This window comes from Bacillus pumilus (assembly GCF_900186955.1).
Taxonomy (GTDB): Bacteria; Bacillota; Bacilli; order Bacillales; family Bacillaceae; genus Bacillus; species Bacillus pumilus.
Genome location: NZ_LT906438.1, coordinates 3,083,388 through 3,102,536, shown reverse-complemented (window position 1 = coordinate 3,102,536; position 19,149 = coordinate 3,083,388). Strand labels below are relative to the sequence as shown.

Annotated in this window: 23 protein-coding genes and 1 pseudogene; 13 read left to right on the top strand and 11 right to left on the bottom strand. The window is 41.4% G+C overall.

What is annotated here, in order from left to right; translation table 11 throughout:
- Positions 1–67 precede the first annotated feature (67 nt).
- The 6 genes and pseudogenes from CKW02_RS16350 to CKW02_RS16325 all read left to right on the top strand — a co-directional run bounded on the left by CKW02_RS16350 (position 68) and on the right by CKW02_RS16325 (position 4,611).
- Entirely contained in the window at positions 68–460 is a 393-nt protein-coding gene (locus CKW02_RS16350; protein WP_003213314.1) for a hypothetical protein, read from the top strand.
- Positions 461–475: 15 nt separating this feature from the next.
- A complete protein-coding gene (gene liaH / locus CKW02_RS16345; protein WP_003213665.1) occupies positions 476–1,141 on the top strand; it encodes a stress responsive protein LiaH in 666 nt (221 codons plus the stop codon).
- Positions 1,142–1,252: 111 nt separating this feature from the next.
- Positions 1,253–2,122: a LiaG family protein gene (liaG, locus tag CKW02_RS16340; protein WP_003213634.1), complete on the top strand. Its 870-nt coding sequence runs from the start codon at positions 1,253–1,255 to the stop codon at positions 2,120–2,122.
- A gap of 30 nt (positions 2,123–2,152) precedes the next feature.
- The gene (gene liaF / locus CKW02_RS16335; protein ID WP_034620120.1) at positions 2,153–2,917 is read left to right on the top strand and encodes a cell wall-active antibiotics response protein LiaF; all 765 of its coding nucleotides are present in this window, start codon (positions 2,153–2,155) and stop codon (positions 2,915–2,917) included.
- Positions 2,914–3,979 (top strand): annotated as a pseudogene (gene liaS / locus CKW02_RS16330) (two-component system sensor histidine kinase LiaS). The gene liaF and the pseudogene liaS overlap by 4 nt, the downstream one beginning before the upstream one ends.
- Positions 3,976–4,611: a two-component system response regulator LiaR gene (locus tag CKW02_RS16325; protein WP_003213157.1), complete on the top strand. Its 636-nt coding sequence runs from the start codon at positions 3,976–3,978 to the stop codon at positions 4,609–4,611. Before liaS ends, CKW02_RS16325 begins: the two are co-directional and overlap by 4 nt.
- Before the next feature lie 47 nt (positions 4,612–4,658).
- On the opposite strand, the gene CKW02_RS16320 is transcribed toward CKW02_RS16325, so the two are convergent.
- Genes CKW02_RS16320 through CKW02_RS16305 form a run of 4 tightly spaced genes read right to left on the bottom strand, consistent with a single transcriptional unit; the run spans position 4,659 to position 8,688 of the window.
- Positions 4,659–5,027 carry a hypothetical protein gene (locus CKW02_RS16320; RefSeq protein ID WP_003212877.1) on the bottom strand — a complete coding sequence of 123 codons (369 nt, stop codon included), beginning with the start codon at positions 5,025–5,027 and terminating at the stop codon, positions 4,659–4,661.
- A 37-nt stretch (positions 5,028–5,064) separates the two neighbouring features.
- Entirely contained in the window at positions 5,065–6,186 is a 1,122-nt protein-coding gene (locus CKW02_RS16315) for a Ger(x)C family spore germination protein (RefSeq protein ID WP_095117879.1), read from the bottom strand.
- Entirely contained in the window at positions 6,183–7,277 is a 1,095-nt protein-coding gene (locus tag CKW02_RS16310; protein ID WP_095117877.1) for a GerAB/ArcD/ProY family transporter, read from the bottom strand. The genes CKW02_RS16315 and CKW02_RS16310 overlap by 4 nt, the downstream gene beginning before the upstream one ends.
- On the bottom strand, positions 7,264–8,688 hold the full coding sequence (locus CKW02_RS16305; RefSeq protein WP_034620118.1) for a spore germination protein: 1,425 nt from the start codon (positions 8,686–8,688) through the stop codon (positions 7,264–7,266). The genes CKW02_RS16310 and CKW02_RS16305 overlap by 14 nt, the downstream gene beginning before the upstream one ends.
- A 114-nt stretch (positions 8,689–8,802) precedes the next feature.
- Here CKW02_RS16305 and CKW02_RS16300 point away from each other — a divergent pair, with 114 nt between their 5' ends.
- Positions 8,803–8,970 (top strand): YvzF family protein, encoded by a 168-nt coding sequence (locus CKW02_RS16300; protein WP_003213147.1) that lies wholly within the window; start codon positions 8,803–8,805, stop codon positions 8,968–8,970.
- 88 nt (positions 8,971–9,058) lie between these two features.
- The gene (gene fumC, locus CKW02_RS16295; RefSeq protein WP_003213304.1) at positions 9,059–10,453 is read left to right on the top strand and encodes a class II fumarate hydratase; all 1,395 of its coding nucleotides are present in this window, start codon (positions 9,059–9,061) and stop codon (positions 10,451–10,453) included.
- 79 nt (positions 10,454–10,532) lie between these two features.
- Here fumC and CKW02_RS16290 read toward each other — a convergent pair whose 3' ends face one another.
- On the bottom strand, positions 10,533–11,411 hold the full coding sequence (locus tag CKW02_RS16290; RefSeq protein WP_003212684.1) for a TetR/AcrR family transcriptional regulator: 879 nt from the start codon (positions 11,409–11,411) through the stop codon (positions 10,533–10,535).
- Between the two features lie 192 nt (positions 11,412–11,603).
- On the opposite strand from CKW02_RS16290, the gene spxO reads away from it, so the two are divergent.
- On the top strand, positions 11,604–11,768 hold the full coding sequence (gene spxO, locus CKW02_RS20355) for an anti-adapter protein SpxO (RefSeq protein ID WP_003212782.1): 165 nt from the start codon (positions 11,604–11,606) through the stop codon (positions 11,766–11,768).
- Positions 11,769–11,788: 20 nt separating this feature from the next.
- Here the strand turns inward: spxO and CKW02_RS16280 are convergent, their stop codons facing one another.
- Together CKW02_RS16280 and CKW02_RS16275 are read right to left on the bottom strand one after the other, a co-directional pair.
- Positions 11,789–13,120: a sensor histidine kinase gene (locus CKW02_RS16280; protein ID WP_003213777.1), complete on the bottom strand. Its 1,332-nt coding sequence runs from the start codon at positions 13,118–13,120 to the stop codon at positions 11,789–11,791.
- Positions 13,117–13,794 carry a response regulator transcription factor gene (locus CKW02_RS16275; RefSeq protein WP_003212732.1) on the bottom strand — a complete coding sequence of 226 codons (678 nt, stop codon included), beginning with the start codon at positions 13,792–13,794 and terminating at the stop codon, positions 13,117–13,119. The genes CKW02_RS16280 and CKW02_RS16275 overlap by 4 nt, the downstream gene beginning before the upstream one ends.
- A 336-nt stretch (positions 13,795–14,130) precedes the next feature.
- On the opposite strand from CKW02_RS16275, the gene CKW02_RS16270 reads away from it, so the two are divergent.
- Entirely contained in the window at positions 14,131–15,501 is a 1,371-nt protein-coding gene (locus CKW02_RS16270) for a S1C family serine protease (protein WP_003213179.1), read from the top strand.
- Positions 15,502–15,547: 46 nt separating this feature from the next.
- Here CKW02_RS16270 and CKW02_RS16265 read toward each other — a convergent pair whose 3' ends face one another.
- Positions 15,548–16,393 carry an oxidoreductase gene (locus CKW02_RS16265; protein ID WP_003213363.1) on the bottom strand — a complete coding sequence of 282 codons (846 nt, stop codon included), beginning with the start codon at positions 16,391–16,393 and terminating at the stop codon, positions 15,548–15,550.
- Between the two features lie 111 nt (positions 16,394–16,504).
- Between CKW02_RS16265 and CKW02_RS16260 the strand changes: the two genes are divergently transcribed.
- The 3 genes from CKW02_RS16260 (at position 16,505) to CKW02_RS16250 (ending at position 18,254) form a co-directional block, all read left to right on the top strand.
- The gene (locus CKW02_RS16260; protein WP_189282639.1) at positions 16,505–16,951 is read left to right on the top strand and encodes a YusW family protein; all 447 of its coding nucleotides are present in this window, start codon (positions 16,505–16,507) and stop codon (positions 16,949–16,951) included.
- Between the two features lie 148 nt (positions 16,952–17,099).
- Positions 17,100–17,930, top strand: coding sequence for an ABC transporter ATP-binding protein (locus tag CKW02_RS16255; RefSeq protein ID WP_003213584.1), 831 nt, complete (start codon positions 17,100–17,102; stop codon positions 17,928–17,930).
- 72 nt (positions 17,931–18,002) lie between these two features.
- Complete coding sequence (locus tag CKW02_RS16250) at positions 18,003–18,254, top strand: YusU family protein (RefSeq protein ID WP_003213733.1); 252 nt, start codon at positions 18,003–18,005, stop codon at positions 18,252–18,254.
- A gap of 33 nt (positions 18,255–18,287) precedes the next feature.
- On the opposite strand, the gene CKW02_RS16245 is transcribed toward CKW02_RS16250, so the two are convergent.
- From CKW02_RS16245 to CKW02_RS16235, 3 genes are read right to left on the bottom strand one after another with little or no spacing between them, the layout of a single operon-like run.
- Positions 18,288–18,635: a spore coat protein gene (locus tag CKW02_RS16245; protein WP_003213219.1), complete on the bottom strand. Its 348-nt coding sequence runs from the start codon at positions 18,633–18,635 to the stop codon at positions 18,288–18,290.
- Positions 18,636–18,647: 12 nt separating this feature from the next.
- Entirely contained in the window at positions 18,648–18,881 is a 234-nt protein-coding gene (locus CKW02_RS16240; RefSeq protein WP_223250686.1) for a hypothetical protein, read from the bottom strand.
- 44 nt (positions 18,882–18,925) lie between these two features.
- Complete coding sequence (locus tag CKW02_RS16235; protein ID WP_003212904.1) at positions 18,926–19,063, bottom strand: YuzL family protein; 138 nt, start codon at positions 19,061–19,063, stop codon at positions 18,926–18,928.
- Between the last annotated feature and the right edge of the window lie 86 nt (positions 19,064–19,149).

Here is a 19,149-nt window from a genome sequence, read left to right as displayed (position 1 = left end):
CGACACGTTTTGCCAGCTTTCTTTTTTGACTATAGTAAAAGCAAGGAGTAAGAAAGGAGGCATGAAGATGAAAATAACAAGTAAAACCATCATCGGTTCGATTTTAATGTTTGTCGGTCTATCCATCTTCTTCGGTGGCTCACTAGGAGGGCTGATCCCAATTCTGATTGGGGCGTGGCTCATCTATGTAGGTGTAAAGAAATATGAAAAAGGCAGTAAAACCTTCGGCGTCATTCTAGCAGTCATTGGTGTCATGTTCGTTGTGCAAGCTCTGCCATTTATCCTTGGAATCGCACTATCTGGGGGGCTTCTCTACTTCGGCTGGACGATGATCAATGGTAAACAGGCAAAAGAATCATCAAGTAGATCATATATGGAGCCAAACACGTCACCGAAAATGGAAGAACCTATGCATACGTCATTTGATCAAGAATGGGAAGATTTTTTAAAGAAAAAATAAGAGGAGGAAATTCAAATGGTATTTAGAAGAATGAGAGATATGTTTGTTGCAACGGTCAATGAGGGCTTAGATAAAATGGAGAATCCACGTGTCATGCTGAATCAGTACGTTCGTGATATGGAGGACGATATTGCCAAAGCGAAACATGCGATCATCAAACAGCAAACGATTCAACAAGGCTTCCTGCGCAAAGCAGAAGAGACGGAAGCATTTGCTGATAAAAGAAAGAAGCAGGCTGAGCTGGCATTTCATGCAGGAGAAGAAGAATTAGCACGAAAAGCGCTCACAGAAATGAAGTATTTTGAAGAAAAGCATCAGGAATATCAGGAAGCTTATCAGCAATCTGTGAAACAATTAAAAGAGCTAAAAGAGCAATTGCAACAGTTAGAAACGAAGCTGCGTGATATTAAAGACAAGAAGCAGGCACTCATAGCAAGAGCAAATGCCGCACAGGCAAAGCAGCATATGAACGAATCTATGAATAAAGTAGATAGTGAAAGTGCATATAAAGAATTTCTTCGAATGGAGAACCGTATCGAAGAAATGGAGACAAAAGCGGGCAGCTATACACAATTTGAGGATCAAGGAGCATATGCTCATCTAGACTATGCTGATGAGGTTGAAAAAGAATGGCAGAAGCTCAAGCTGGAGAAGAAGCCTGAGCAGCAGCAAGCAAACTAAGAAATCAATGGCAGATCGGAAGAAAAGCAGGATTTTTCTTCCGATATTTGATTTCTTTCTGTTTCGCTTTTCCTTATAATGAAAAGGTCAGAAGATAAAGGGATGGTATGAATGAAGCGGTTAATCGGTCTAATTTGTATACTTGTAGGTGTCTTTTTAATGATTGGGATGCTTTTCAAAAACGAAAATCTCTTTCATTTGAGTTTCTCCCGTGAAAAAGCAGTCACAACAGCTTCAGCGAAAAAAGATGAAATTGATCAATTAGATATTTCTCTTTCTGGATTTCGCGTGAAGGTAAAACCTGAAAATCGTTCCGATATTTCCGTGATGGTCGTAGGTGGAAAAGGGAAAATGTATGCGGAACAAACAGGCAGTACATTTAAAATCCGTGCTGAAAATAAAGGATTCTTGTTTTTCACTTCATTTGAAAAAGGAGAACTCTTAGTCAAAATGCCAACAGATTATCATAAAAATGTGAAGATTACGGGTGGAAGCGGGGTCAGTGAGATGGACGGCGAAGGGAAGCTGGCACTTGAAGATGTGATCCTCAAATCAACAAGCGGAAACCTCAATGCCGAGAATTTCTCAGCAAACAATGTCGAAATCAAAGCGACATCTGGCAGACTCTCTGTGTCTCACATCGATGCGAAAAATAGCGATATTGGAGCAACCTCAGGGCGTGCCGATATTAAAGATGTCAAAGGCGAAATGCAGCTAGAAATGACAAGTGGTAGATTGACGGCAAGTTTTGATACCATTGAATCACCTGTCTCTTTTCACATGACATCAGGCAGCGCAAAATTTAACCTGCCGGATGAAGGAGATTTTAATGTCCAAGTGAAAAAAACAAGTGGAAGTGTCGATCACACCTATCACTTTGATCAAGCAGATAGTGAAGGTCGAGGCTTTACAGGCACGCGGGGAAAAGGGACACACTTAGTCGATATTGAAATGACAAGCGGAAACTTAAAGCTGCGGTAATGAACGAAACAAAGGAAGGAGGCGAGTCAACTGCGTTTTTCAAGGAATCAAATTTTAGGCATCATTGTCGTGATTTTTGGTATTAATCTATTTCTCAAAATTATTGGGATCGGAGCCGATTTGTTTTGGCCTGTGTTTTTTGCGCTTGCGGGCTATTGGCTGCACTCAAGATCCAAACGTTGGCTCGGTTCAGTTTCCTATATTTTTGCCGGCTTTCTCTTTTTAAAATTCCTGCTCAATATTACATTTAGTCTCACAGGATATTTATTTGCGGCCTTTTTGATATATGCCGGCTATCGCTTATTGAAAAACAAACCTGTTTTTGATGTCGATAAAAAGGAAGCACCGGAGAGCGATAAGCCTTCATTGAAAGTCAATCTTGAAAAAGAGGGCGAGCAAAAGAAAACAAAGAGCCAGACAAAGCCGCGCAAGGAGCATGACTTTTTTATCGGTGAAGTCAGGCTGATGAAAAAGCCGTTTCAATTAAGTGATTTGACGATTTCAGGGTTTATCGGGGATGTCAAAATCGACTTATCAAAGGCCATCATCGCAGAAGAAGAGAGCACGATCGTGATAAGCGGGCTCATCGGAGATGTGGATATTTTCGTACCGCAGGATATTGAAGTATGTGTGAGTGCTTCAGCTGCCATTGGTGATATGAAAATTATTGATGAAAAAAGAAGCGGATTCGGCAGTAAAGTGTATGTGATGACAGACAATTACGATGAGAGCAAACGAAAAGTGAAAATCTCCATCTCTTTACTGATCGGAGATGTGGATGTGAGATACTTATGAGGAAACTCCATCTAGGTATCCAGTGGCAATCTATTCGTCTTGGAGTAGGGATCTCGCTTGGTGTTGTCATCATGACGATGCTGCCCATGTTTTTTTATTATCAGCTTGATCCGATGATTCTCCTCTCTACCCGCTGGTTTGGCATCCCGTTTTTTTTGTATTTTACTGATCATTAGTCTTGCCATTGGGTTTTCTGCCTCACATGTATTTGGCTATCAGCATAAAAAGCGTCTTGATCAGCTTGTAGAGTCGATTTTAAAGTTTGAAAATGGGAACTTTGCATACAGACTGCCGTCTCTTGGCGACGATGAAATTGGCTTAGCGGCTGATCAATTAAATGAAATGGCGAAACGAGTGGAAGGTCAAGTAGCCTCTTTGCAAAAGCTCTCGAATGAGCGGGCAGAATGGCAGGTGCAAATGAAAAAGTCGGTCGTCTCAGAAGAACGTCAGCGTTTAGCACGAGAACTGCATGATGCGGTTAGCCAGCAGTTATTTGCGATCTCGATGATGACCTCTGCGATTCTTGAAGTCATGAAGGAAAAGGATGAAAAGATTTTAAAGCAAATGCGCCTAGTCGAACGAATGGCTGGCGATGCACAAAATGAAATGCGTGCGCTTTTGCTTCATCTCAGACCGATCACCCTTGAAGGAAAAGACTTGAAAAAGGGCTTGATTGAGCTCCTAAATGAATTTCAAGCAAAACAGCCGATTGATATTGATTGGGAAATAGAAGATGATGTTCCGCTCTCAAAAGGAGTAGAGGATCACCTCTTCCGAATTGTACAGGAAGCCCTGTCAAATGTATTCAGGCATGCAAAGGCGACAAAGGTGACGGTTCGTCTGCTCATTCGAAATCGGCAGGTGCAGCTGAAGATTATCGACAATGGGATCGGCTTTCAAACCGATCATGTGAAGACGGCCTCCTACGGACTGGAATCAATTCGTGAAAGAACAAGTGAAGTAGGCGGTGTCGCAGAGATTATGTCATTTGAGGGAAAAGGAACACAAATTGATGTGAAGGTTCCCATTTTTGATGAAGGAAAAGGAGAGAACGTTCGATGATTCGAGTGCTTTTAATCGACGATCACGAAATGGTGAGAATGGGGCTTGCTGCTTTTTTAGAGGCACAGGCTGATATTGAAGTCATTGGTGAAGCGTCAGATGGACAAAAAGGTGTAGAGCTCGCAGTTGAATTAAGGCCAGATGTCATTTTAATGGATCTTGTCATGGAAGGCATGGATGGCATCGAAGCAACGAAAAGAATTTGTCAGGAAATTGAAGATGCTCGAATTATCGTTCTGACGAGCTTTATTGACGATGATAAAGTTTATCCAGTGATTGAAGCAGGTGCTTTAAGTTATTTATTAAAAACATCCAAGGCAGGAGAAATTGCAGATGCCATTCGGTCTGCAAGTATCGGCGAACCAAGACTAGAATCAAAAGTAGCTGGAAAGGTGATGAATAAACTTCGTCATTCCTCAAATGGATCGATCCTTCATGATGCATTAACAGCAAGGGAAATGGAAATCTTGAAGCTGATTGCCGATGGGAAATCGAATAAGGTCATTGCTGAGGAACTATTTATTACAATTAAAACAGTGAAGACACATATTACAAACATTCTTTCCAAACTCGATGTAGAAGACCGGACGCAAGCGGCTGTGTATGCGCATCGTCATAAGCTGATTCAATAAAATAAAAAAACAGCTTTCAAAAGAAAGCTGCTAGAACATGCGTAAATTTAGTCCTTCTGTCCTGTGATCGGACGTTCGGATAGTTGATGGAGCTCAGGAACTGGAAAAGCCTCCTGCTCCTCGGCCGATTTGTCTTCTAGGGCTTTCTTCATCTCGGATAATAGCTTTACGCTCTCCTTTGCCAATGCTGCCTTTTTCTCTTGCAAACCAATGATCTGTGAAAGTCCGACGAATATACCGCCTCCAACAAGAAGGAGCGCAGGGGTTTGTCCATAATAAATCACGATCAAAAATGTGCTCGAAAAGCTGTCGGCTTCAATGAAGAAATCTTCTTTTGATTGCATGAATACAACGACTAACAGGAGTATTCCTAGAATCAAAAATAGAATGCCGGCCGAAAGTAAAGCTCGTTTCATGATTGACACCCTTTTTTTCTTACCATTTTAACATACTCTATAAGGATTGTGTTGCGCCCTTAGTCCCGAAGTCACGGATTTTCACATTTGCTTTGTAACGAATATCTGATTCACTAAAAATTTCATCCCAATGTTTTGCCTCTTTTCGAAAATCTTTCGGGTAGGCAATACTCGCCTTTTGATAGAATCCGCAAATATCTGCTTTGATCTCGTGCTGTAATTCACCGATGAAATCTTTAACGCTTGTCTCTATTCGACGCTTGACAACGCCTTCGATTTCTCTGAGATACTTTTCATTAAAAGCGTTTTCACGTTCATTCCAATCCTCAGACAATCGTCCATCAAGTTCCACTGACACATCAAATTGATATTTTCCGCTGGCTGATTTATTGGTTTTAATATGGTGCTTGAGTTTGAAAATCTCAAAAGAGTAGATGCTGTGTTCATATTCAAATTCAATGACTCCACCCAGTCCGTCTCCAGTTAACAGATTATATGACTGTACTGCTAACGGAGAGATATTGGTGAGAAATCGCTTATTCTTAATAATAGAGGCTCCATCGATCATTAATTTTCCTTGATCGACGCTGACTTTCGGAATAGCGAAAGATACATTGTTTTGCATGGCAGAAGAAATATCTCCTAATGAGCTAGTCTTAAACATGCGAATGGTCGATTTTCTATTCTCAGAAAGATCGTATAAGATCGTAGAGGCTGGCTGTCCGTCGTCATTGATTTTCAGCATGTCTCCAGGATTCTTAGAGGTCATAAAGACGAGGCCTCCTCTCCTCGTTTCATTGTCTCGAATGAATTGATTAATGACGAGGTCGAAATCATTCTCATTGATGAGTTCCTCAGAAAACAAAAACACCCGTAGCTGCTGTGCGAAAATGCGATGGCTTTTCAGCGCCGTTGTGCGGAATATTTGATGCACAGAATCCCCGTTTGTTTCAATGATTTTCGTAGGGTCTTTGATGTTTGATTCCTGAGAGATCTTTTGAGGAACGAGGACTTGCATAGATACCTTTAATTTATTCCCTTGGTCCCCTTTGTCTACTGCAAATCCAATCGCCATGTTAAGCTCCTCAATATTTGTGCTATCCCAGCAACCACTTAATAGAACTAGCGTCAAAAGAGCAACAGCTGCTTTCTTTTTCATGTTGTGTTCCGCCTCCTTTTGAAAAATACGATGATAAATAAGAGAAACGGGAGAATGCCGAACAGCAGGAAAAAGAGGTTGTTCACATAGGTTAAATAATTTCGCACTGTATCGACATCCTTTGGAAAAATCGCTGCAAAGTAAATCACAATTCCCATTAAAACAAGGACCACTTTTTTAGGAAACTTGGTCAGTTTAGACACCCCGATTGCAGCAAAAAATGTATATCCGACAAAGCTTGTATAAAGCTGAATCAGCCAAACGATAAGCAAAAAGGAGTCAATTCGTTCAATAAAAATCCCCTGAATATCAAATGATTGAAATAAGGCAATGGTCGGCCAAGTCAAAGTCGCCGTTTCTTTAACAGTCAGCGCACCAATCACCATCATATAAGTGAAAATATAAATAATCGCAGGAATCAAAAAGCCGACTGTCCCATAAGCAAAGGTGTGTTTTTGTGTGTTCAGATAAGCAGGCATAAACAGTATCATTTCAATGCCGACAAACGATATGGCAGATGCATTCAAGGAATTGAAGACAGGGGAGAACCCCTCTCCTAAAACGGGACGGAGGTTATCTAACTTAAATTCTTGGAGACTAAGCCCATAAGCGACAAATAAGATGATGAGCGTCACAATCAGTATAAAAGGGAAAAGCCGGGCTAAATCACCAATTCCGCCAATCACCAAATAAAACCCAACTACAATAAAGCTGATCATTGTCACGGCTACTGGCGTGTTTTGAAGCAGAAAGAATTTGACCATTTCTGACATAGCCCGTACTTCATAGCTGGCAACGCCAAGAAAATAAATAATAATCAAAAGATTGGCAAGCGCGCCAATCCATTTTCCAAGTCCCTCATTCGTATAATCATAATATGAGGAGAAGGGGACTTTTTTCATCATCAGGACATTTGCAAAAATAAACACAATGTAAATGACACTCGTAAGTAAGAGTGCAATCCAGCCATCAGGTGTAGCCGCAGCCTGAGCCATTGAACGTGGCAGAATCATCATACTTGCGCCTAGTGTTGTATTTGCAATAATGGCACTTGCCTGATAGCTTGATATCGACTCTTTATGATTGACCATCTCGTTCTCCTTTCTGTTGATTTTTTAAGGGCAATCGAATAATGGAATTGTCCTCGTTTTTATAGCTGAACACAAAATCTGGTGAGAAATACGGTGTGCCAAAACTTTTTTGCCGTGTGAGATGAGTAAGGAGTACGAGCATAAACAGCACAATCCCGTATAAACCAAAGGTAGCCGCAGCAAACATGGACACAAAGCGGAGCACACGAAAGGACATGCCCATCCCGTATTGAGGAACAGTAAAGGACGCAAGGGCCATCACACTGACGATAATCACCATGATTGAGCTCACAATATGAGCCTGAACGGCTGCCTGCCCAATGACAACCCCGCCAACAAGTCCGATCGTTTGACCGAGCGGGTTTGGCAGCCTTAAGCCGGCTTCCCGTAGAAGCTCAATCGTCATCTCCATGATGAGTGCCTCCACAATAGGCGGAAAGGGGACATTTTCTCTTGTACTTGAGATCGAAATAGCCAGAGTTGTTGGTAAAAGTCCCTGATGGAACGACACAAGCGCAATATAAATGGCTGATAAAAATAATGTCAGAAAGATCGAGGTAAACCGCAGCATACGAATGAGAGAGGCGGCGATCCATCTTTCATAATAATCATCCGGTGATTGCATAATCGTCGCGAGCGAAGCAGGTACAATTAACACAAAAGGCGAATGATCGACAAAGATGGCGACTCGCCCATTGTTCAAAGCAGAGGCGACTTTATCAGGCCGTTCTGTGTTTTGAATTTGCGGAAAAGGAGAATACACATTGTCTTCAATGAGCTCCTCAAGAACACCAGAGTCTTGTATATCATCAATGGTGACTTGCTTGAGCCGTTTTTTTACCTCTTTTAGAACAGAGGTTTCAACGATACCGTCAATGTACATGATGGTCACTTGGGTGTATTTCTTTTCCCCGATCTTCATGTTAACTGTTTTGAGGTCAGGGTTTTTCAAGCGCTGTCGCACGAGAGCTAAGTTCGTGTTTAAATCTTCAATGAAGCCAACTTTCGGCCCTCTTACGACTGTTTCAGATGTAGAATCCCCTAAACTGCGTTTCTTCGTTCCATGCGTTTCTAAAATATACGCATGCTGAAATCCATTAATCAGCACCACGCAATGCCCTTCAAAAATCGCATCGACCAATTCTTCAGAGGTCTTCACCGAACGTGTCGTCATCATGGATAAATTAGATTCCAACTTTTCTTTTGTAAGAGACGTATGATCTTGGAGAAGCAGCTTTAAAAAGGTTTGAATCTCCATCTTTTCGTTCATTTCTTTTATGTATAAATAGTAAACAACCTGCCCGTGAGGCAGCGTTTTTTTCTCATGGACTAAATCATCCATTTCCTTTAATTGCGGGAGAATGACGGAGAGATTATCGTATAAGTGCTCTTTCAATGGAGTCTGATTCAAAATGATCACCCGCCTCAAATAACTTTTTCTTAGCATTACCTGCTTGAAAAAACAATATTCTGTGTTACATTATTTTGTGGTAAAAGAAAGAATGAGGGTTTTGGAGGAAACAAGATGGCACAAATTCGTTTAGCAGGAACAAAAGAGGAGATTGACCGTATTCTACAGTCGTTTGACAAGCATTATGAAGTGACATATACATCAAAGGATTACGGAAAAACGAACCCAAAATACAAATATTCGAAAGATGTCCGCGTTTATATTGAACTAAAATTAAAATAAAGATAAAATTTTAATTGAAAACGCTTAAAGGATTTTGGTTTTTTGTATAGAATAGAGTTGAGTGTATAAAGCTATGGAGGGATACATAATGACAGAATTTAGAATCGAAAAAGATACAATGGGCGAAATCAAGGTGCCAAAGGACAAGTTCTGGGGTGCACAAACACAACGAAGCAAAGAAAATTTCAAAATCGGTTCTGAGAAAATGCCAAAGGAAGTTGTGAATGCGTTTGCAATTTTGAAACGTAGCACAGCGATTGCCAACGAACGTCTTGGCAACCTTGAGAGCGAAAAAGCAGAAGCAATTGCTGCTGTATGTGATGACATCATCAGCGGAAAGTATGACGAGCATTTCCCGCTTGTTGTATGGCAAACAGGTAGCGGGACACAAAGTAACATGAATATGAACGAAGTCGTTGCAAATAGAGCAACTGCTTACTTGAAAGATAAAAATAGTGAGTTCAGCATTCATCCGAATGATGACGTCAACCGTAGCCAAAGCTCAAATGACACATTCCCAACTGCTATGCACGTGGCAGCTGTTTTAGCTGTGTACAAAAAATTATTGCCTGCGATTGATCAATTAAGAGCGACTCTTGATGAGAAAGCAAAAGCATATCAAGAGATTGTTAAAATCGGTCGTACGCATTTGCAAGACGCAACTCCACTGACAGTAGGTCAAGAAATTAGCGGCTGGGTGTACATGCTGGACCGTTCAAAAGAAATGATTCTAGAATCAACTGAAAAAATGAGAGAGCTTGCGATTGGCGGAACAGCTGTTGGTACAGGAATTAACGCACATCCTGAGTTTGGTCAATATGTCGCTGAGGAAATCAGCAAGCTGACAGGTCAAAATTTCAATTCTTCACCAAACAAATTCCATGCGCTGACAAGCCATGATGAAATTACGTATGCACACGGTGCCCTAAAAGCACTTGCAGCTGATTTAATGAAAATTGCCAACGATGTGAGATGGCTGGCAAGTGGTCCTCGCTGCGGAATTGGTGAATTGATCATTCCTGAAAATGAGCCAGGAAGCTCCATTATGCCAGGTAAAGTCAACCCAACTCAAAGTGAAGCCTTAACAATGATCGCAGCACAAATTATGGGGAATGACGCAACAATCGGTTTTGCCGCGAGCCAAGGAAACTTTGAGCTGAACGTATTTAAGCCGGTCATCATCTATAACTTCTTGCAATCAGTTGAATTACTTGCTGACGGTATGAACTCATTCCATGACAAGTGTGCAGTTGGAATCGAACCAAACCTAGAAACAATCGAGAAAAACTTGAACAATTCATTGATGCTTGTGACGGCACTTAACCCGCACATCGGATATGAAAATGCAGCGAAAATTGCAAAGCTTGCTCACAAAGAAGGTTTAACGTTAAAAGAAGCAGCACTTCAATTAGAGCTGTTAACAGAAGAGCAGTTTGAAGAGTTTGTGAAACCAGAAGAAATGGTGACACCGAAAGCAAAATAAAAACCAGGGGCGGCTGCCCTTGGTTTTTTTCATTGAACGTGATGTGGACAAAAATGAAACCCAGGTTGTGCCTTGGGTTCTACAAATGATCCTCTTTCAAAATACGCAAAAGTGATTCAGAGTGGGTTTGGAGCGGTGCGTATAATTTTAATTGATGCAGCATGCCTTTCACGATGACTTGTCTAGGTTTCTGTTTGTTTAATTCATTTTCTAGAATGCCGAGTGCTTCAAATAAATCAGGCTCGTCTTTCACCTCATAGTGTGCTTCAGCCTGCTCTCTTAATTCTTTTAAAAGAGATTCTGTCAGCGGGTCGAATGACCGTTCATAAATAGGACCAAACCAATCGCTCGCTTGATCTACAGAGATGAGCGGAAGATCATGTCGCGCCATCATACCGCCTATCAAATCATCGATACGGTGAATCATCGTTGCGGCTAGCTCCTCAGCCTCCAGCTGAAAATCATATAAAATCGCAAGCTCAAAATAAACGTGACTCATGCCCTCAATTGTCAAACAAAGATCAGCCATATAAGGAATCGCTGCATCTCCATATACCTGCTTAATGTTATCAATATGCAGCTGAATGGTGGCAAGTCTGATTTGTTTTGCGAGCTGCTGCGTTTCTTCATTCATTGGCAGTGCTCGATCGCTCAGCTGCATTTTAATAAAATCCTTTTGCTGCAAAATATTATCGTAGTAGACAGTAAGCTGCTTGCGGTAGGCTTCCTTTGGTGTGCCGCCCTCTGTTTGAACCTCGTGGATCCGGGTAAATACCTTATCGTAATAGTAATGTAAGATTGAAATGAGCAGTGCTTCCTTTGATTTAAAATAAAGATAAAAAGCACCCTTTGACATGTGGCATTCATCCGCAATTTCCTGAACAGACGTTGTATTGTAGCCTTTACTGGCAAACAATTTCATGCCAGCCTCAATGATCATTTTCTCTTTCTTTTTCAATATGAATGTCATCCTTTCTTACCGAGAGACAAATGTCTTAGGAAACGTGCGCAAAGAGATGTGACTTATCGGTCATAAACGACGAAAGTTTTCAAAAATTAATCAGATTGTAACTTGTTTTTTACAGTGTAATTCTTTATATTATAAAGTAAGGTGACCAACTGGTCAAAAAATGTGAAAGGATGATGTTCCATGAGAGAAATCGATGATATGATAAGACGCTTGCGAACAAAAGGAATTCAAGTAGAAAAAGTCAAAATGCCAAAAGAGACAACCATTGAAAAGAAATGGATGTATCAAGCTGGCAAGAAAATCAAAGCCACATACCGTGATTTCAATGGGTATTCATTCATCTAAAAAAGACTGCGGTCAAAAACCTACAGTCTCTTCTTTGGTACCGTGATCGTATAACGTACACCTAGATCATCATTTTCAATTGATATAGACGCTTGATGCATGGAGAGAATTTTTTTGACAATGCTTAATCCAATACCGAATTCGCCCTTTTTTCCCTTACTAAAAGGTTCGTATAGGCTGGATAGCATATGTTCTTCAATTGGAGGACCGTCATTACGAATGACAATGCGTATTTGTTCCTCTTCCTGTTTCATTTGAATATCAATTTTCCTTTTTGCGTAGCGAAGTTGATTTTCTAGGACATTTTCAAATAATTTGCTCCATTGTTCTGGATCGCCTTCAAGAGCAGCCTCATCATCTAAGTCCACGTTCCACTGTAATTCATTTTTCGACCAGCGTATTCGGTCGACCACTTCCAGCATCGTATTACTGAGTAGGAAGGAAGCATGTGCAGGGTGTTGATTTGATAAATAATCAAGCTTTGTTAAGTACAGCAAATCCTTGATTTTCTTCTCAAGCTTTTCCGCTTCACCTTCAATGACTTCCACTGTTTGTTCAAGATCTCCCTTAGGAAAAATACCATCTTTAATCGACTGCGTATAGCCGCGGATGACCATGACAGGTGTCTTTAAGTCATGTGATATATTTTGCAAAAGAGTCCGTTCTGTTTCATCCTTTTGAATGAGTTTTTGTCTCATTTCTTCAATGGTATGACCAAGCTTTCCAATTTCATCTTGCCGGTCAACGATGACAGGATCGTCCCAGTCTTCTTGTGCAATCCGCTTCACGTGTTTTTCAAACGCAACGATTGGACGGGATAAGTAGCGGGCGAGCCAAATCGATGGAATCCAGCTTAATAAAATAACGGTGCCCAAGATAAAGATCAGCTGTTTAAACAGCGTAAAGGACAGGTCATCTCGATAAGAGTCTGGCGCATAAGACAAAAGAATATATTGTGTATTGCCTGTTGATACTTTTTTGATGACAAAAAAGATGTGCTGGCCATTCACCTCTTCAGAATAGCGTTTCGTTGCGCTTTTTTGTTTTTTCACAAAGGCTTGGATTTTCTCAATAAAGGCGTGTGGGAAAAACTGCCCCATTTGGTTTAATTCATCTGACGGAATCAGAATGTGTTGCACCGAGCGGTTTTCCGGTGTCGACTTTGGCGAGCCGTCTCGGTTCAACGGATATTCTGTGAGCACCTGCTGTTCATTTTCGATATTTTTATAAATCTCATTCGTGAAAAAATTTCGTAATGTATTGGAAAATAGGATGATCAGAACAATCGAGATGGTGAGTAAAATACCAGAGATGACGATCCAAATTTGAAAAGCGAGTGGTTTGTTCTTCATCCTTTTAGCATCCTATAGCCAAATCCATAGATGGTCTCGACCTTTAAGTCGGGCATTTTTTTGCGCAATCGTCTGACAAGGTCATCCACCACACGATCTGTCCCAAAGTAATCGTGTCCCCAAATTTTGACGAGAATATCTTCACGAGAAAAAGCATGTCCTTGATGATGTGTAAATAAAAGCAGCAAGTCAAATTCCTTAGAAGTTAAGTTAATCAGCTGATCTCCTTCATACACCTCTCTTACATCCTCATGAATGACATAAGAGGAAACGGGTGTAACACTTTGCTGCTGCGGAGTATCGCTGTTTTTATACACAAGCTCAAGCAGCTTTTGCACCCGAATGATCAGCTCGCGCGGAAGAAATGGTTTCGCAATATAATCACTGCTTCCCAGCTCTAAACCGAGGACACGATCAATATCAGCGTCGCGTGCTGAAATGAAAATGACCGGTACGTCAGGTGATGCGGCTTTGATTTCTTTAATCAGTGTGTAGCCATCTGTATCAGGCAGCATAATATCTAAAATCCATAGATGCGGCGGCTTATTCATTGCTTCGCGTGCCGCTTCTCCGGTTAAAAAAGAGGAGACATTCCAATTTTCACTTTCTAAATATTTGGTTAAAAGTTCGTTTAAGTTTTGTTCATCTTCCACTAAATAAATGGTGTACGACAAAGTCTTCCACATCCTCTCAACGTCATTATAACGGGATACAAAGGCGGCATGTCAACAATCACATGCTTTTTTCACAATTTCACATATTCTTCTCATCATTATCCCATAATGTTTGTTTATGATAAGCTCAAGGGAAAAAAGGGCATAGACAAAAGGCAGATCAATAGGTGCTTTTCACGAATGTGCGCACCTTGCTTTTTTTCTATGAATAAGTATTATATAATTTGACATATTGTCATGTAGTATCTTCAATGATGTTGCCATTAAGAGGACATGAGTCCGATCTACACATATGAATCAAGCAGGTCATGAACATGATGTAAAGGAGTGTAAGCGATGGATTTCCGAAGAGAAGATGAAGAGAAGAAGTTGAATCAACAAGAAGATGTACATCAAGAGAATGAGAAACAAATAGACGAACCTGAAAAAGAAAAGGAACTCGTTTTTCAACCTCATGAAAACGAAGCTTCTGCCACTCAGGAGAGTGTGACAAACCATTCTCCTCAAATGGAGGATGACCGTGTGTCGAAAAAGGAGAAAAAGCGGAAAGCAGCATGGCTCAGTCCGATCCTTGGAGGAATTATTGGCGGAGGCCTTGTGCTTGGCATTACACCGCTTTTGCCGCAGTCACAGAACACAGCAGCAAACACTCAAACGCAAACAGCGTCAAGTGAACCGGCAGCCTCTGAAAATTTCTCAACAAAACAAATCACCAATGCCACGAATGTCTCTGATATGGTAGAAGATTTAGAGCCAACCATTGTGGGAGTCTCAAACTACCAATCTACCCAAAATTCGTTTGGCCTTAGCGGTGATTCAACAGAAGCTGAAGCTGGAACGGGTTCTGGTGTCATCTTTAAAAAAGATGGCAAAAAAGCGTACATTATTACAAATAACCACGTAGTCGAGGGTGCCAATAAATTGAAGGTCACACTTTATGACGGAAAAACAAAAGACGCGAAGCTTGTCGGCAGTGACGTGATGACAGATTTAGCTGTTGTCGAAATCAATGCAGACGGCATTGATAAAGTGGCGAGCTTTGGTGATTCTTCTAAGCTCCGTGCTGGAGACAAAGTGATTGCAATTGGGAACCCGCTTGGTGCCCAGTTCTCTGGTACTGTGACAGAAGGGATTATTAGTGGTCTTGATCGTACAGTTGAAGCGAACACATCATCTGGTACGGTGGAAATGAATGTACTGCAAACAGATGCAGCGATCAATCCAGGAAACAGCGGTGGACCGCTTATCAATACAGATGGTCAAGTCATTGGTATCAATAGCTTAAAAATTAGCGAAAGCGGTGTGGAATCACTCGGCTTTGCGATTCCAAGTAACGATGTCAAACCGATTGTAGATGAGCTGTTGAAAAACGGAAAGGTTGAACGTCCTTATCTTGGCGTACAAATGATTGACCTTGAGCAAGTGCCTGAAACGTATCAAGAAAATACGCTCGGCCTATTTGATAAACAAATCGGCAAAGGGATTTACGTAAAGGATGTATCAAAAGGATCACCTGCACAAAAAGCAGGCTTGAAGTCTGGAGATGTCATCATCAAGTTTAAAGGGAAAAACGTGGCGAACAGCTCTCAGCTGAAAGAAATTTTGTACAAAGAAACAAAAGTCGGCGATAAAACGACAATGACTGTTATTCGTGAAGGGAAAAACAAGAACCTAGACATTACCCTTGGACAGTCTGAAACTGAATAAATGAAAAAAACAGGTGGACGTTAAAGGTCTACCTGTTTTTTTATGCTTATTTTTTTGAAGAGAGTGTACGTAATATGATCTTTTCCCACATGCTCCAAGGCAGGAGCTGCTTTGCTGTGAATGAAAGCCGCACTCCTTTCCCAATCGGATATCTCAGCTTTTTCAGCCGCTTCTTCTCGGCTAATCGAATCACAAGCTCTGCGACTTCACGCGGGTCCCCGTAGTTTGATTTCTGGGCATTGATATGGGCCATCATTTTTTGATAGAGGTGAATGTATTTCGAGCCTTCCTCTGGCTGCAACATGTGCTCGTTCATAGACGTGTTCCAAATATTCGTTTGGAAAGAGCCTGGCTCGATCAAGGCTGCCTGTATACCGAACGATGCCAGTTCAATGCGCAAGCTCTCTGTGTAGCCCTCTAAAGCAAACTTGGAGGATACATAAGGAGAAAGTGCGGGCATTCCCATTAATCCGCTGATGCTGCTCATATTGAATATCTTTGCACCATTTGTCATCAGCGGAAGGACGGCTTGTGTCACTTCCATGACTCCGAAAACATTGACATCAAATTGCTGGCGGTACGTGTCAACAGGAACCTCTTCAGCAAAACCCGCATAGGCTGTTCCAGCATTGTTGACAAGCAAGGTAATGGGGGCGTAAGTATGCAACTTTTTCTGAAATGCTTGAATTGACTGCGTGTCTGTCACATCTAATGCTTCAATATGTATCGCTTCGGCTAACGAGGCTTGCTCGATTTCTTCAGCAAGCTTTTTCGCATTGGCTTCCTGCCTGACACCTGCAATCACTGTATAGCCTTGCTTGGCGAGACCAGTCGTGATGAGCTTGCCAAAGCCGCTATTGGCACCAGTTACAATGGCTGTCCTTTTCATCATCTCGTACCTCCTTTTTGTTTCAATTTACCATAGACCGCTCTTTTATTGAATAACGAAAAGAAGGATGGAGAAGAATAAAAAGCGATGATAAGAAATAGGAGGAAGCGCATGATGTGTTGGAAGAAGGCGGGACAAATAGGAGTGCTGCTTTTTATGCTGTCTGGCTGCCAATCGATTGAGCCGCTCCAGCAAACAAAGGAAGCAGAAGCAGAGAGTCTCTCAGCGATTCAAATGAAGGAACTTCCATTTGAGCATCTCCACCTGCATGTTCAATACGGGCAGAAAAGCGAATTATACGAAGCCACCTATCGTCAGGCGAAAGGAAAAGAAGAAGCACTGATTCGTGATCATATGAACGGTGTCCGCTATGAAGGTGAAGAAGCTTTACGCGAGATGAAGATGAAGCTAAATGATATGTCGATTCCTAGTGCGAAGATCAATGAAACGTATGTCAATGAGCTATTAGCTGCTTTTAATTTAGACGATGATTATCAGCGAATTCAGGTCGATATGAAGCTTGAAGATGGGACCAAACGTACATTCCAAAAGAAGAAGTAAAACGGAACTTTCTCATTTTTTAATTGAAAATGATTTTCAAAATCACTTAAATCTGATACACTAAATTGAGATAAGTGATCTTTTGCGTCTATATATAGACGATATTTCATATAAAAAATTTGCATGAGAAAAGGAGCGTTTGAGCGGAATGAGTGCCATTTCTACTGAAGGTTTAAGCTTAGGCTACGGAGAAACAATGATCATAGATGAACTAAATGTATCAATCCCTAAGGGTGAAATCACAGTATTTATTGGCAGCAATGGATGCGGTAAATCCACGCTACTTCGCTCTTTGGCCCGTCTCATGAAGCCAATGGGTGGGTCTGTCCTGCTTGAAGGTCATTCCATTGCCAAATTACCAACAAAGGAAGTAGCGAAACAGCTCGCTATTCTTCCGCAAGGACCAGAAGCGCCAGAAGGATTAACCGTGCATCAGCTAGTGAAGCAAGGCAGATATCCTTATCAAAATTGGCTGAAGCAGTGGTCAAAGCAAGACGAAGAAGCAGTGAATCGTGCACTGAAGTCAACAAAGATGGAAGACCTCGCTGATCGAACGGTCGATTCATTATCAGGTGGACAAAGGCAGCGTGCATGGATTGCGATGACGTTAGCGCAGGAGACGGATATCATTTTGTTAGATGAGCCGACGACGTATTTAGATATGACGCATCAAATTGAAATTCTCGACCTTCTGTTTGACTTAAATGAAAAAGAGCAGCGCACGATCGTCATGGTACTTCATGACCTGAATCTCGCATGTAGATATGCTCATCACCTTGTAGCGATTAAAGACAAGACGATTTATGCAGAAGGAAGACCAGAAACGGTCATTAATTGTGATCTTGTGAAAAATGTTTTCGATATGAACTGCCAAGTGACAACAGATCCTTTATTCGGAACTCCATTATGTATTCCGCATGGAAGAGGACGCTGTATTGTGCAGCAAGCGCAAGCGGAGACATTTCTCGCTGCAAGATAATCATATGTCAAAAGCCTGACATCTGTTACGTACAGAGTCAGGCTTTTTTCTGAAAAAAGGAGCGGAAGATCAATGGGAAATGAACTAGATGAAAAGCTGGAAGGCTTGCTTGAGAAATATACTGAGCTACTGCTTGGCGAATCAACAGACGCACTGAAACAAGATGTGAAACAATGGGTGATCTACTCTCATATCGCAAAAAGCATGCCGCCTCTAGCAAAGCATTTTAATGAATCGTATCCAGAGGCTAAGGAAGAAATCAAAGAAACCATTCAGCGAATCAAACAAATGAACGAAGCTCATCGAGCGAATCAAGATCGTTAAAAAAACTGCCAGCTACATACTGGCAGTTTTTCTTTATGACATCTGTGATGGTCCGTATGGAGATTGTTCTGTCAGTGTTTGCTGAAATTTCTGGTGCGCCTGCTGGAGCTTTTGCTGTTCAGCGGCTTCAACAGAATACCAGCCGTATTGGAACATGACATCATATAAATGTCTTTGTGTTTTCTGAGTTTCTAGCGCAATTCGCTGAATATCCTGATAAAGAGATTCATGACTGAATTCATTGAGCGCTGTGTTGTATCCGCTTGTCATATATTTCTCAGTCGACAGCAGATCTGTGATAAAATCACGATCATTCATGTTTGTTGTCGTGGGAACCGGAGTTTGAGGATTCCCGATTTTTTGTTGGTTTTGTTGTTCCATGTTTTTTTCCTCCTATTGCATAAAGCCAGTAGACTGGCCTTGCCCTGAGCTGCCTAAATGCTGAAGAATTTGTGTGTAATGCTGATGGTGCATTTGGCCCACTTGGTTTAATTCTTGTTTCAATGTTTGGTCCTGGCAATGCTCGGCCATAAAGTGAGCCTTTTTCATAGCGATCAAGTTCCAATTCAGCATATCCTCTAAGTACAAGGAATCCTTTACTGAAATGACTTGCGGGGGCATATTCATTTGCTGATTGTTCAAGGTGTGTTCCTCCTTACAATTTTGTTTCCTTACTGATTCTTTTTATATTGCTGATTTTGACTGGTCTTTTTTCCGCCTAGGTCTGCTTCCTGTGATGGACCTGCGTTTCCTTTTACACTTGCAGCACTTACGCCTGCTTTCGATGGATTTTTCTTCAAACGAGACATGTGGACATCACCTCCATTCTTACAATGCCCTCTCCTCTTTAATTCATACGCCGTAAAATAAGGCACATGAGAATGTGTAAAATTTT